The sequence below is a fragment of the Shewanella sp. FJAT-51649 genome (assembly GCF_019457435.1).
Lineage (GTDB): Bacteria > Pseudomonadota > Gammaproteobacteria > Enterobacterales > Shewanellaceae > Shewanella > Shewanella mangrovisoli.
In genome coordinates, this window is record NZ_CP080411.1 from 4,333,841 (window position 1) to 4,348,118 (window position 14,278).

General features: G+C 51.6%; 11 protein-coding genes. All 11 read right to left on the reverse strand.

The window, feature by feature from the left end; translation table 11 throughout:
• Window positions 1-170: 170 nt before the first annotated feature.
• Window positions 171-1,358, reverse strand: coding sequence for a cell division protein FtsZ (gene ftsZ / locus K0H59_RS18940; RefSeq protein WP_086903078.1), 1,188 nt, complete (start codon window positions 1,356-1,358; stop codon window positions 171-173).
• A 27-nt stretch (window positions 1,359-1,385) separates the two neighbouring features.
• Complete coding sequence (gene ftsA, locus K0H59_RS18945; protein WP_011718494.1) at window positions 1,386-2,621, reverse strand: cell division protein FtsA; 1,236 nt, start codon at window positions 2,619-2,621, stop codon at window positions 1,386-1,388.
• Entirely contained in the window at window positions 2,602-3,351 is a 750-nt protein-coding gene (locus K0H59_RS18950) for a cell division protein FtsQ/DivIB (protein WP_011718495.1), read from the reverse strand. The genes ftsA and K0H59_RS18950 overlap by 20 nt, the downstream gene beginning before the upstream one ends.
• Window positions 3,352-3,502: 151 nt before the next feature.
• A complete protein-coding gene (murC, locus tag K0H59_RS18955) occupies window positions 3,503-4,969 on the reverse strand; it encodes a UDP-N-acetylmuramate--L-alanine ligase (protein ID WP_011718496.1) in 1,467 nt (488 codons plus the stop codon).
• Between the two features lie 2 nt (window positions 4,970-4,971).
• A complete protein-coding gene (gene murG, locus K0H59_RS18960; RefSeq protein WP_011624928.1) occupies window positions 4,972-6,060 on the reverse strand; it encodes an undecaprenyldiphospho-muramoylpentapeptide beta-N-acetylglucosaminyltransferase in 1,089 nt (362 codons plus the stop codon).
• Window positions 6,060-7,271, reverse strand: a complete 1,212-nt coding sequence (gene ftsW, locus K0H59_RS18965; RefSeq protein ID WP_011624927.1) for a cell division protein FtsW — start codon at window positions 7,269-7,271, stop codon at window positions 6,060-6,062. Before ftsW ends, murG begins: the two co-directional genes overlap by 1 nt.
• Entirely contained in the window at window positions 7,261-8,580 is a 1,320-nt protein-coding gene (murD, locus tag K0H59_RS18970) for a UDP-N-acetylmuramoyl-L-alanine--D-glutamate ligase (protein WP_220054038.1), read from the reverse strand. The genes ftsW and murD overlap by 11 nt, the downstream gene beginning before the upstream one ends.
• 6 nt (window positions 8,581-8,586) lie before the next feature.
• Window positions 8,587-9,669: a phospho-N-acetylmuramoyl-pentapeptide-transferase gene (mraY, locus tag K0H59_RS18975; RefSeq protein WP_011624300.1), complete on the reverse strand. Its 1,083-nt coding sequence runs from the start codon at window positions 9,667-9,669 to the stop codon at window positions 8,587-8,589.
• Window positions 9,670-11,052 (reverse strand): UDP-N-acetylmuramoyl-tripeptide--D-alanyl-D-alanine ligase, encoded by a 1,383-nt coding sequence (gene murF / locus K0H59_RS18980; protein WP_089066797.1) that lies wholly within the window; start codon window positions 11,050-11,052, stop codon window positions 9,670-9,672. It lies immediately after the preceding gene.
• A complete protein-coding gene (gene murE / locus K0H59_RS18985) occupies window positions 11,049-12,530 on the reverse strand; it encodes a UDP-N-acetylmuramoyl-L-alanyl-D-glutamate--2,6-diaminopimelate ligase (protein WP_220054039.1) in 1,482 nt (493 codons plus the stop codon). Before murE ends, murF begins: the two co-directional genes overlap by 4 nt.
• Window positions 12,527-14,278 (reverse strand): penicillin-binding protein 2, encoded by a 1,752-nt coding sequence (locus K0H59_RS18990; RefSeq protein WP_220054040.1) that lies wholly within the window; start codon window positions 14,276-14,278, stop codon window positions 12,527-12,529. Before K0H59_RS18990 ends, murE begins: the two co-directional genes overlap by 4 nt.

Consider the following 14,278-nt stretch of genomic DNA (forward strand, 5'->3'; position numbering starts at 1 on the left):
GTTTAGATTTCTATAATTAAGCCTAATATTTGCACACACAGCGGCGGCAAAACGACCACATAGGTGCTACATGGTAACATAAGTTGACCATGTCATACAAATGTAGTCATTGGGTGGTACAGCCTCACAGAGAGAGGCACCACCCGACACGCTGGACTCAAATACCTGTTTTAGTCAGCTTGCTTACGCAAAAACGCTGGGATATCTAAGTAATCCAATTCATGCTTTGTTGAAGGTGCTGGCGCTGGAGCCGGTGCTGGCGATGCCGGTAACACGTTACCCTTTGGCGCCGCATAGCTCACATGAGTTGCTTCTTCGACATAGGCTTCGACTTTTGGTTCCACAACCACTGGCTCTGGACGTGGTGCTGGTTTAGAAACCAGTTGAATATCAGGACGCTTTTCAGCACCGATACCCGTTGCAACCACAGTAACACGCAGCTCGTCGCTCATTTCTGGGTCGATCACCGCACCGACGACCACAGTCGCGTTGTCAGAAGCGTAAGCTTTAACATGGTTACCTACGGTTTCGAATTCTTCGATGCTCATGTCCATACCTGCGGTAATGTTAACTAACACACCACGGGCACCGGCTAAGTCGATGTCTTCTAACAATGGGCTGGCAACTGCCGCTTCGGCCGCTTCTTCCGCACGGTCTTCACCACGCGCAACACCGGTACCCATCATGGCATTACCCATTTCGGACATAACGGTTTTCACGTCCGCAAAGTCGACGTTAATCAGACCTGGGCGAGTGATCAGCTCGGCAATACCTTGTACTGCACCGAGTAACACGTTATTCGCTGCGGCAAACGCATCGAGTAATGACGTACCACGGCCCAATACTTTTAATAATTTTTCGTTAGGGATAGTGATTAACGAATCCACGTGCTTGGCCAGTTCGCTAATACCTTGCTCGGCATAAGCCATACGCTTCTTGCCTTCGAAAGGGAAAGGCTTTGTCACGACGGCAACTGTTAAGATGCCTTCTTCGCGAGCGATTTGAGCCACAACTGGCGCAGCACCTGTACCCGTACCACCGCCCATACCGGCGGCGATAAAAATCATGTCTGAGCCTTTGATCGCCGCACGAATGTTTTCGCGGTCTTCTTCCGCTGCGGCACGACCTACTTCTGGGTTGGCGCCAGCGCCAAGACCTTTAGTGACATCGCGACCTAATTGAATCGTTGAGCCAGCGCCTGATTTACGTAGCGCCTGTGCGTCTGTGTTGGTAACGACAAACTCAACACCTTCAATGTTGTGTTTGACCATATGTTCGACAGCATTACCGCCGCCGCCGCCAACGCCGATGACTTTAATCACCGCGTCGTCTGAGTGAGTGTCCATGATCTCAAACATTGTCTGATCTCCGTGTTGCCTGCGTTATTAAAATTCACCCTTAAACCAGCTTTGGACCCGATTCCAAGCACTGGTAACCCCTTGACGCTCAGGACGCTCGAATTGACGCTCAAGCACCCGTCTTGCACCGTAATGAAGCAATCCAACCCCAGTGGAGTAAATAGACTGATCCACGTATTCGTATAACCCTTTAATCGGCAATGGTGAGGCGACGCGAACCGGCATCCCAAAGGTTGCCTCCGCGATGTCCACCACGCCTTGGATCGACGCTGTACCGCCTGTGAGCACGATACCTGCGGCGATTTGATCTTCTAAACCACTGTCTTTCAGCTCCTTGAGCACTAACTCAAACAGCTCTTGATATCTCGGCTCTACCACTTCGGCCAAAGTATGGCGCGACATGCTACGCGATGGGCGACCACCGACCGATGGCACTTCGATACTGTCTTCGCGGCTCACCATGGAGCTGCGCGCACAGGCGAACTGCACTTTAATTTGTTCAGCATGTGACGAAGGTGTGCGGAAAATCTTCGCGATATCATTGGTCACTTGGTTGCCCGCAACCGGCACAACCGCGCAATGGCGCAGCGCACCATTGGTGTACACTGCGATATCCGTCGTACCACCGCCGATATCGACGATACACACACCTAAGTCTTTTTCATCGAAGGTTAATACCGCATCCGCCGACGCAATGCCGGAAAACACTAAGTCATCGACCTTCAAGCCACAGCGTTCAACACTCTTAGTGATGTTCTTCGCCATATCATTGGCGCAGGTCACTATGTGTACCTTGGCTTCCATCCGCATGCCTGACATGCCGATAGGGCTGCGAATGCCGTCTTGTACGTCAATCGCATATTCCTGTGGTAACACATGCAGAATGCGACGTTCCGTTGGGATCTTCACCGAGCGCGCGGTGTGGATCACGTTGTCGACGTCTTCCTGTGTCACTTCTTCATCGTTAATCGACACCATGCCATTTTCGTTTTGGCAGGCGATATGTTTACCGGAAATGCTCAGGTAAACCGATGATACTTGGCAGTCTGCCATTAATTCCGCTTGATCGAGCGCGCGTTGCACACTGCGCACGATGGAGTCTAAATCGTTAACGCCACCCTTATCCATGCCCCTTGAAGGGTGGTTACCAAGGCCGACTATGCTGATTTCGCCATCGGGCAGAACTTCGCCTATGATCACTGCGACTTTAGAGGTTCCTATGTCCAATCCGACGATCAGATTTCTATCTTGGTTTTTGGTCATTAATTATCGGCTCTCTTGTTTGTGCATCGCCCCAGCCTACGGCCAACCCTGTGTCGTAGCGCAAATCCACTCTGGCAATCGGTTTATCTTGTTTCGCCAGTAACGGATAAACAGTGATAAACCTTTGTATCCTTGCCATTTTATCTTCTCGACCTAGGTCTAAAACAATACCGTTACCCAGTGTCGCGTGCCACGCATGACGTGGCGTTAAACTCAAATTGGCCAAGGTAAAGCCATTAATCTTCAGTAGCGAGTTAACCTGCGCGTAGGCGGTTAACACTTCGGTCCCCATATCATCTGGTCCAGATAAATAAGGCAAATGCTCTAGCTCAGGATGCGATGGCGCTTCAAACACTTCACCATGCACATTGAGCCAAGCGGTGCCATTCCAATGGGCGACCGGTTGCTGCTCCTGTAAATACACCCTGAGTTTTGCTGGCCATTCACGCCTTACTGACGCGCGATACACCCAAGGTAAGGCTTCTAACGCCTGTTGCACTAAGGTGATGTCTGCGCTGAAAAAACTCCGCTGCATTAAATCCTGTAGTGCAATTTGTATATCTCTATCTGTGGTGTAAGTCCGTTCACCTTTGATGGCCACAGCCTCAATGGGCAGCGTGCTGGCATCATTTAAAAACTTATGCAGTTGGTAGCCACCAAAGACAAAACTCCCAATAACTAACCATAAAAAACCAATTCCGCTCCACAGGTACCAATTAACCCGTGACATCCTCGCCCACCAGTGTCGCCTCTTATCACTCCAAGACACGTTTGTTTCCACCTTTCAACGACACTACTAAAAACCACAGAAAATCGGCCATTATATAGAGCTAAAGCCTCGGGTCAAAATTTCCTTTAAACCCGAGTTGTTCCGCAATACATCAAGGTTTTACCTCGGTTGTCGCGGCAATGCTAAAGCCCAATTCAGAGGCGGCTAGCTGGCGCGACAGGGCGCCTATATTACCCGCACCTTGGGTCAACAATAAATCCCCCTCCTGCAACACATCGGGTAGCACTTCGGCTAACTGATCTGGGCTGGCGATAAAGATGGGGTCTAACTGTCCGCGCAAACGAATCGAGCGGCACAGTGCACGGCCATCGGCACCGGGGATCGGCGCTTCACCCGCGCTATACACCTCGAGTAACAGCAAGCAATCCACTTGAGATAACACTTCAATAAAGTCTTCGTACAAGTCACGGGTACGAGTGTATCTGTGTGGCTGATAGGCCATGACTAAGCGTTTATCCGGCCAGCCTGCGCGCGCCGCTTTAATGGTCGCCGCCACTTCGCTGGGGTGATGACCATAATCGTCCACTAACATCACTTCGCCCTTTGGCGTCGCGAACTTACCTAAGTGTTGGAAACGACGGCCAATACCCTGGAATTCAGCCAAGGCTTGAATGATGGCGCTATCATCGATTTCATCTTCTGTCGCCACGGCAATCGCCGCGAGCGCATTTAATACATTGTGCTGACCCGGCAGGTTAAGTAGCAGATCTAAATCTTCTTTACCTTTACGTCTGACGGTAAAGCGGCATTGGTGACCCTGCTGATGGAAGTTCAGCGCCTGCACGTCGGCATCATCACTGAAGCCATAGGTGATCATGTGACGACCAATACGCGGCATAATCTCGCGCACTACAGCGTCGTCGATACACACTACCGCCACGCCATAGAATGGCAGGTTATGCAAAAAGTCCACGAAGGTCGATTTGAGCTTTTCAAAATCCCCACCGTAGGTGTCCATGTGGTCGGCTTCGATATTCGTCACCACGCTGACCATAGGTTGCAGGTGCAGGAAGCTGGCATCACTCTCGTCGGCTTCGGCGATAAGATAACGACTCGTGCCTAAACGAGCATTAGTACCAGCACTGTTTAGCAGGCCACCGATCACAAAAGTCGGATCGCGACCCGCTTGACCATACAAACTGGCAATCAAACTGGTGGTTGTGGTTTTACCGTGAGTCCCCGCAATCGCCACACCATGGCGATAACGCATCAACTCGGCCAACATCTCGGCACGGCGCACGATTGGAATACGCAATTCCTTCGCCGCAATAATCTCTGGGTTCTCAGGATTAATCGCGGTCGAGACCACAACCACATCGGCTTGCTGCACGTTATCGGCGCCATGGCCGATATGAATTTTCGCGCCCAGCAGGCAGAGTCTGTCAGTCACGGCGTTTTGTGCAATGTCTGAACCACTGACGACATAACCTTCGTTTACTAATACTTCAGCGATCCCACCCATGCCCGCGCCGCCAATGCCGACGAAATGAATACGCTTAATCCGGCGCATTTCTGGGATCATACTTCTTAGCTGTAAGTATCTTTCTGTCTTAGTCATACCTATCCTTTCTCGGCAAGAGCAATACACACTTGGGCCACCTGCTCGGTCGCATCCAATACGGCAACATCTCTAGCTCTTTGGCCCATTTGGGCTAATTCTGCTCTGTCATTGGCGAGTAACTGTAATTTACTCACCAGCTTATTCACGTCCAAAATGGCCTGCGGCAATAGGAAAGCGGCGCCAGCCTCAACCAATACTTGGGCGTTACGGGTCTGATGATCATCCACGGCATGGGGATAAGGCACCAGAATACTCGGTAGTCCCACCGCCGCTAACTCGGATACCGTCAGCGCGCCGGCACGGCACAATACCACATCCGCCCAGCGATAGGCGGCTTCCATGTCATCAATAAATTCGGCAACGTTAACGCCGCCCTCTTGTCCTTGCTGTTGATAAGCCGACTTAACGCCCGTCAGATTATCCTTACCCACTTGATGCCAAACCGTAATCGACTGCTGCTTACTCAGCGCGGCCACCACTTCAGGCATTAAGTCGTTAAAGACTTTGGCGCCTAAACTGCCGCCCACCACTAAGACTTTTAAGGCATCATCCGCGGCTTGCTTAGGCTCGGCACCTAAGGCGATAAGCTCGCGACGAATGGGGTTACCCACCACCTTGGCCTTCACCTGAGTGAAGGTATTTTTAAAGGCGCACAGTACTTGATTAGCAATTCGCGAGAGTAACTTGTTAGTCATTCCCGGAATGGCGTTTTGCTCATGCAGCACTAAGGGCACGCCCGCCAATTTCGCCGCCACACCGCCCGGGCCACTGGCAAATCCGCCCATGCCCAACACCACATCGGGCTTGAACTCGGCAATCACGGCCTTGGCTTGTAGAATCGAGCGCACCACTTTAAAAGGTGCAGCCAATTTACGTACTAAACCATTGCCACGCACGCCCTTTATGTCGATAAAATCGATATCGAAGCCATACTGAGGCACTAAACGCGCCTCCATACGGTCAGCGGTGCCTAACCAACGCACTTGCCAACCTTGCTGCGCTAAATATTTTGCCACCGCGAGCGCCGGGAACACATGTCCGCCCGTGCCGCCTGCCATGACTAAGATACGTTTACCCGCGTCGGTCATTACTTCAATCTCCCTTGCACGGCCTGAACTAAACTCATGCGCCGCTCATAATCGATGCGCAGCAATGTCATTGCCGCCGCCGTCATGACCCATAGACTACTACCGCCGTAACTCACAAAGGGCAGTGTTAACCCTTTAGTAGGTAACATACCAATGCTTGCGCCCACATTAACGACGGTCTGGAAACAGATCCAAATCCCGATGGCATAGGCCAGATAACCTTCGAAGGCTTTGTCCATCGCCAAACATAAATTGCCGAGGCGAATGGCCCTCAATGCCACAAACAGCAGCACAGATAACACTGCGATAATGCCGATAAAACCTAACTCTTCACCGATCACGGCAAAGATAAAGTCGGTATGCGCCTCGGGGAGGTACTCCAACTTTTGAATACTGTTACCTAGGCCCTGACCAAACCAATCGCCCCGACCATAGGCCATCAGCGATTGCGTTAACTGATAGCCACTACCGAACGGATCTTGCCAAGGATCTAAAAACGAGGTCACCCGGCGCATACGGTATGGCTCGAGCAGAACCAGCGCCACGAAAGCCAACACCCCGGCAAAAATCAGCGCGAAGAAGTCCAGCAGACGCGCCCCCGCGAGGAACAACAGCCCCACAGTACCGACGAATAACACCACCACGGTACCTAAGTCGGGCTGCATCAAAATCAAAATCGCGTAGATCGCAAATACCGCAATCGGCTTATAGAAGCCCTTCGCATTTTCACGCACTTCCTGATGCCGACGTACCAGATAACCCGCCATATACACAGAGAACGCAAACTTAGCGACCTCGGCCACCTGAATACGAATGGGACCTATGGATAACCAACGGGTCGCACCGTTTACAGTGGTACCGACAACCAGCACCGCCAGCAACATCAAAAATACGCCTAGCAACATGATGGGGCTCATCCGCTGCCAAGTTTGCATCTCGACCCTCAGCACAAAAGCGGCAATCACTAAGCATCCCAACAGATAGCCCACATGGCGGGTCATAAAGTGGAAGGGATTACCCGTCAGCGTTTGCGCCTCAGGCATAGAGGCCGACATTACCATGACAAAACCAAAGCCAATTAAAGACAGCACGGCCGTGAGCAAAGCCCGGTCGTACAATTGCACGCCCGGCACCTCGTTATCACGTTGCCAGTTAGGCAGTGCGTTCAGCACTCGCCCAAACAGGCTGAGCTGTCTTGCATCACTCGCCATCGAGTTGCTCCACTTGGCTTCTAAAATCATCCCCACGAGCCATAAAGTTGCTGTACATATCTAGGCTCGCACAGGCTGGCGATAGGAGTACGATATCGCCCGAAGTGGCTAACTCGGCGGCCTTAGCCACTGCAGCAGCCATAGAGTCCACCTTGATGGCCCCTTCCTTCAATGCGGCAATCTTATTACCATCGCGGCCTAAGGTGATGAGGTGTGTCACTTTCGTTAACGGTTCGACCAACGGACTGAAATCCGCGCCCTTACCATCACCACCGGCAATTAAAATAATGTCACCTAAGTGATCGCTTAACCCATCGAGCGCCGCGACTGTGGCGCCAACATTGGTCGCCTTAGAGTCGTTCACATAGGTCACGCCCGCTTTCACACCGACCACTTCACAGCGATGAGAAAGGCCAGTAAAGGTACGAGCCACTTTAGCCATGACTTGCTTATCGACGCCCACGGCATACACCAGCGCCATAGCAGCGAGTAAGTTGGCATGGTTATGACTACCAATCAGCGATACTTCGGTGATCGGCATAATTTCACTGTGACCGTGGTAAATCTTGCTATCACAAATGCCCCACTCGTCGCCCTCTGGCGGCGCTAAACCAAAGCTGTTTTGGTTCATCGGCTCAGTCGGGATAGTCAGCGCATCATCACGGTTAAAGATGATGGAGCGGCTTTGATGGTACAGACGCAACTTGGCCTTGCGATAGGCATCCATATCGCTGTATCTGTCCATATGATCTTCGGTCACGTTCAAACAGGTCGACGCCACGCAGTTTAAGCTGTGGGTGGTTTCGAGCTGGAAGCTCGACAGCTCAAGCACAAAAATATCGGCATTTTCCGTCAGCAGATCGAGCGCCGGAATGCCAATGTTGCCCCCCACGGCCACTGCCATGCCGGCTTCACGCAGCATCTCACCCACTAAGGTGGTGACGGTCGACTTGCCGTTTGAGCCAGTAATTCCAATCACACAAGGTTTACGGTCGGCAATCTCACGGGCAAATAGCTCCACATCGCCAATGACTTCAATCCCCATATCCAGTGCAGCGCGCACCTCGGGTGTATCAATCGCAATGCCAGGGCTGATAATGATTTGCGTCGCTTGCACTAAGTAACGGCAATCGAATCCGCCGGCAATCAGCTGCACCTCAGGGAATACGCTGGCAAGGGTGTCCGCACCGGGAGGTTGGCGACGGCTATCCATCACTAAGGGCGTAATGCCTTTTCCACACAAATAGCGCACTACCGAGAGCCCGGTGGCACCCAAACCTAACACTATGTGTGAATACTGACTTTGCATGAGCGATTACCTTAACTTCAACGTGGCTAAGCCGAGTAACACTAAGAAAATCGAGATAATCCAAAAGCGGACAATCACGCGTGGTTCAGGCCAACCTTTTAACTCATAGTGATGATGGATAGGCGCCATGCGGAAAATGCGCTGGCCACGTAACTTGTAAGAACCAACCTGCAGGATCACAGACACAGTTTCCATCACAAACACACCGCCCATAATCACTAATAGGATCTCTTGGCGAACCAGTACCGCAATCGCGCCTAAGGCTGCCCCTAAAGACAGCGAGCCCACATCGCCCATGAAGACCTGTGCTGGATAAGTGTTAAACCATAAAAAGCCTAAGCCTGCGCCCACAATCGCAGTACAGACGATCACTAACTCACCCGAACCGGGTAAATGCGGAATGTGCAGGTAATTAGCAAACTGAGCATGGCCAGACAGATAAGCAATCAAGGCGAATGCCGCGGCCACCATCACAGTTGGCATAATCGCCAAACCGTCGAGGCCATCGGTTAGGTTTACCGCGTTGCTCGAGCCAACAATAGTGAAATACGCCAATACGATAAACACAGCGCCAAGCTGTGGCATCACGTCCTTAAAGAAAGGCACGACTAACTGGGTTTCCCCTGGGTTAGACGCTGTGGTGTAGAGGAAAAAAGCAATGATCAACGCCGCTAAGGATTGCAGAATATACTTCCAACGCGCGATCAGTCCCTTAGTATCTTTGCGCACGACTTTGCGGTAATCATCAATAAAACCGATCATGCCGAAGCTGCCCAATACAAACAGCATCACCCACACATAACGGCTACCGAGATCGCCCCACAACAGTACACTGATAAAGATGGCGCCTAAAATCATCAGGCCGCCCATAGTCGGCGTACCGCGTTTACTGAAATGCGACTCTGGCCCGTCGTTACGCACAACTTGGCCAATCTGCATTAATTGCAAACGCTCAATCAGTTTAGGACCCCACCATAAACTAAACATTAATGCGGTTAACAAGCCTAAAATGGCTCGAAATGTCACATAGGAAAATACGTTAAACCCAGTATGAAAACGGGTTAAATACTCGGCCAGATACACCAGCATCTACACTAACTCCCCACGCCCGAAGGCTACTGTTAGGCCATCCACGACCCGCTCCATTGCGGCACTACGTGAACCTTTAACTAAAACCGTCACCTGTCCCGGCAACTGGTTGATGTGTTTTATGAGTTTTTCTACTAACGTCGCCACACTGTCATGGTGCTCCGCCCCGAAAGCTTGGCTAGTGTGCTGAGTTAAGGTACCGGTACAGAACAGAGCATCGATTCCCTGTTGCTTAGCCAGTTGTCCCAATTCAGCGTGTAAAAGGGGCGCATTGTCGCCTAATTCGCCCAAATCTCCCAGTACCAAACAGCGATTTTCAGAAATTTCCTTTAACCAAGCGATAGCCGCCCCCACTGACACGGGATTGGCATTATAGCTATCATCGATTAAGCGAACACGTCCTAATTGAGTGGGTTGCATGCGTCCCTTTACAGGGGTCAACTGGCTCAAGCCTTCAGCGATTTCCTTCAGGCTCAATCCCAAAGCAATACAAACACTTGCCGCAGCTAGCGCGTTGCTGACTTGGTGACGACCCGCTAAAGGTAAGGTCACTTCGCAGGACTCTCCCGCATAATTAAGGATAAAACGATAGCAACCTTCACTATTGGCTTTGTGGCCAGTCGCAATCACATCGATTTGACGTTTAGCCGCGCCTTCCTGTTGGGAGAAGCTCAATTGCTTATATTGTTTCGCTTTCACCCGCATCACATCGGCAAAGGCATCATCGGCATTGATAATCGCCGTGCCACCGGGTTGCAGATGGTTGTAGATTTCCGATTTGGCCTGGGCGACACCCGCCTGTGAACCAAAGCCTTCTAAGTGGGCGCTGCCAACGTTATTGACTAAGGCGACGTGTGGACGCACCAAACTCGAGGTGTAATCAATCTCACCTTTATGGTTAGCGCCAAGCTCAAACACCCCGTATTTATCCTCAGGCGTTAAGCGCAGTAAGGTGAGTGGCACTCCGATTTCATTATTAAAATTGCCAGCGGTGTAAAGCACTTGATGCTTCGCCGATAAAATTGTGGCGATCATTTCTTTCACGCTGGTTTTGCCATTGGAGCCGGTTAAGGCCACACAAATGGGGTCCACTTGGTCACGTACATAAGCGCCAATCGCGCCCATGGCCTTTTGGCAATCGGCAACAATAAGCTGTGGCACATCGAAGGCCAATTCACGTTCAACCAACAGTGCAACAGCACCATTTTCAATTGCCGTGGCCGCAAAATCATGGCCATCGAAACGCTCGCCCTTTAAGGCGACAAACAGGGTCGCAGGGCCGATTTTACGGCTATCGCTGCTTAATGCTTGGATGGTGACATCGTCACCGACTCGATGCGCACTTAAGTGTTGGCTTAGTGCCTCGAGGGAAATTGGGATCATTGGCTTTGCTCCGATAACTGACGTGCCAGGGCGCGTTCATCATAGTCATGACGCACACCTGCCGCCTCTTGGTAAGTTTCATGGCCTTTGCCCGCAAGCAGAATCACATCCCCAGGTTTAGCCTGTACAACGACGCTTTTAATCGCAGCCACACGGTCAACTTCGGTCAGCGCTCGCTCTGGGTGAGTCAGCCCTTGGATAATATCGGTAATAATTTGATTAGGATCTTCGCTACGGGCATTATCGCTAGTCACCATAATGCGGTCGGCAAATTGCTCCGCCGCTTGTCCCATCAGTGGGCGTTTGCCCTTATCACGGTCGCCGCCACAGCCAAACACGCACCACAACTCGCCAGCGCAGTGGCGGCGCAGGGCATTCAACGCCTGTTCAATCGCATCTGGGGTGTGGGCATAATCGACGACTAAGGTGATGTTATCTGCGGTGGTGAAACGTTCCATGCGGCCAGCCACGGGCAACAAATAAGGCACCTTGGCAGCCAGTGCACGCATATCCATGCCCTGTAAATACAAGGCGGATAAAGCAGCGAGTAAATTCGAGAGGTTAAAGGCGCCTAATAAAGGAGAGCGAATGTCAATTTCGCCCTCGGGCCAGACTAATGTCGCCTGCACGCCTTGATCGTTAAATTGGGCATTCTTAGTGTAAAACGCCGCCTCGGTATGCGCTTCAATGCTAAAGCCCCACATCTTCGCGGGAGCATTTGCCAGCTCGGATAACCAAGCAGCGCCAACGGGGTCATCAAGATTTACTAAGCCGTGGCGCAAAGCGTCAAAGCGAAACAGCATTTGCTTGGCCGCGGCATAGTTTTCCATATCGCCGTGGTAGTCCAAGTGATCACGGGTCAAGTTAGTGAATACCGCCACATCGAAGGGCACGGCATCGACTCGGCCTTGCACTAAACCATGACTTGAGACTTCCATCGCGCAGGTATTAACACCTTTATCTGCAAACTCATGCAGTTGGCGCATCAGAGTAATGGCATCGGCGGTCGTATTACCGCTATCGACTAACTCGCCCCACAGACCATTACCGAGCGTGCCCATCACCGCCGCTTTACCCTCAAGTAGCGTCACTAATTGCGCGCAGAGCTGACTGGTCGAGGTTTTGCCGTTGGTGCCGGTAATTCCCACAATGCCCATAGACTGGCCCTGGACAACGGGATAGCGCACTGCGGCGACCACAGACACTTGCTTAGCTAACTGATAAAAATAAATCTGCACGCCTTGCTCAGTCGCAATAACTTTGCCCTGCTCTTCAATACTATCCGTATGCACTAATACCGCAGTCGCACCTTGGGCTAAGGCCTTATCGATAAATTGACGACCATCGACCTTATGCCCAGGCAGCGCTAAAAACACATCGCCGCGACGTATTGCGCGGCTATCTAAAGTCAAATCTAAGAAGGTTTGTTCGCCCGCGTAGGGGAACCAAGGCGCTAATAGATCCCTTAACAACATCATTCAGTTCTCCCGGCGAGTCCCGCCAATTGCACCTGCTCTTTATCGGAAATGGGTTCGACATTTAACATTTGCAGTGCGCCAGACATCACCTTAGCGAATGCCGGCCCTGCCACTGAACCACCATAATAGAGATCGCCTTTCGGCTCGTTCACCACCACAACAATCGCGAGTTTGGGATTATTGACGGGCGCGACGCCAGCAAATAACGCAACATAATCATCACCATAACCGCCGGCTACCGCCTTACGGCTGGTGCCCGACTTACCCGCAACGGGATAACCATCGATATGCGCAAGCGTACCTGTACCGCCTTTTTCGGTCACACCTACCATCATTTGCAGCACATCGTGAGCGACCTCTTGTGAGATCACGCGCTCACCTTCGGGCGGCTTTTTCAGTTTTAAAATCGATACTGGATATAAAGTGCCGCCATTACCTAAAGTGGCGTACATCCGCGCCAGTTGCAGCGTGGTCGCTGTTAGGCCGTAGCCGAAAGATAAGGTCGCGCGCTCAAAATCAGACCAGCGGTGGCGGTCTTGGATCAAACCCGCGCTTTCACCCGTGAGGTTAATCCCCGAGAAGCTGCCTAAGCCCATGGATTGATAGGTGCCTAATAACTGCTGCACAGGAATCGACAGGGCGAGTTTACTGATCCCCACGTTACTGGATTTCGCCAGAATACGTGCCAGCGTCATATCGCCATAGTTAGTTGCATCACGAACTTGGCGGCCACCTAAACGCATCCAGCCAGGAGAAGTTGGGATCACATCAGTAGACTTAACCGTGCCCGCTTCTAACGCCGCGGCCACCACAAAAGGTTTAATGGTCGAGCCTGGCTCAAAGGTATCCGTCATCGCGCGGTTACGCATTCTGAAGGTTTGCAGATTGTCGCGCGAATTAGGGTTGTAGGATGGCGTATTCACCATAGCCAAGACTTCGCCCGTGTGGATATCGAGCACCACAATCGAGCCAGAGGTCGCTTGGTTCATCTCGGTAGCGCGCTTTAACTCACGGTAGGCAAGCTGTTGAATACGTTGATCGATACTCAACACTAAATCATTTGGACTCTCGCCTTCCTGAACGATATCGAGACGCTCAACCACATGACCATCGCGGGATTTACGCACTTTTTGTTTAGATGGTGTACCAGTAAGCCAACTGTTGTAGGCGTTTTCGACCCCTTCAATACCGACATCGTCGATATTGGTAATGCCGATTAGCTGGGCGGTGATCTCACCACCGGGATAGTAGCGGCGTGACTCGGACTTTAAAAACACCCCAGGCAATTTAAGCTGAGTGATGTAGTCTGCCACCGCAGGCGTGACTTGGCGTTTCAGATAGGTAAAACGTTTGGTTGGATTACTGCGCACCTTTTCGAGCACATCTTCCACGGGTTCGTGCAATACGTCCGCCAACGCTTGCCAGCGGCGCATATCGGTAAAACCATTGTTATCATTGACTTGTTTAGGGTCGGCCCACACGGCACGCACTGGCACACTCACCGCCAGCATATCGCCGTTACGGTCAGTGATTAAACCACGCTGCACCTCACGACTGGTGGTACGCAAGGTACGCATGTCGCTCTCGTGACGCAGTTTATCGGGCTCGATAATTTGAATATAAGCAGCACGACCCACAAGGCTCGAAAACATCGCAAATACAAAGCCAACCACGACGTATAAACGCCAGTGGATCAGTTGTGGCTTTTGCTTTTTGCTGGCCTGTTTGGTTTTTGCTTGCCTAGTCAT

Coding starts and splice junctions, on each gene's coding strand:
- ftsZ (WP_086903078.1), bottom strand. CDS start 1,358: ATGTTTGAGATCATGGACACTCACTCAGACGACGCGGTGATTAAAGTC.
- ftsA (WP_011718494.1), bottom strand. CDS start 2,621: ATGACCAAAAACCAAGATAGAAATCTGATCGTCGGATTGGACATAGGA.
- K0H59_RS18950 (WP_011718495.1), bottom strand. CDS start 3,351: ATGTCACGGGTTAATTGGTACCTGTGGAGCGGAATTGGTTTTTTATGG.
- murC (WP_011718496.1), bottom strand. CDS start 4,969: ATGACTAAGACAGAAAGATACTTACAGCTAAGAAGTATGATCCCAGAA.
- murG (WP_011624928.1), bottom strand. CDS start 6,060: ATGACCGACGCGGGTAAACGTATCTTAGTCATGGCAGGCGGCACGGGC.
- ftsW (WP_011624927.1), bottom strand. CDS start 7,271: ATGGCGAGTGATGCAAGACAGCTCAGCCTGTTTGGGCGAGTGCTGAAC.
- murD (WP_220054038.1), bottom strand. CDS start 8,580: ATGCAAAGTCAGTATTCACACATAGTGTTAGGTTTGGGTGCCACCGGG.
- mraY (WP_011624300.1), bottom strand. CDS start 9,669: ATGCTGGTGTATCTGGCCGAGTATTTAACCCGTTTTCATACTGGGTTT.
- murF (WP_089066797.1), bottom strand. CDS start 11,052: ATGATCCCAATTTCCCTCGAGGCACTAAGCCAACACTTAAGTGCGCAT.
- murE (WP_220054039.1), bottom strand. CDS start 12,530: ATGATGTTGTTAAGGGATCTATTAGCGCCTTGGTTCCCCTACGCGGGC.
- K0H59_RS18990 (WP_220054040.1), bottom strand. CDS start 14,278: ATGACTAGGCAAGCAAAAACCAAACAGGCCAGCAAAAAGCAAAAGCCA.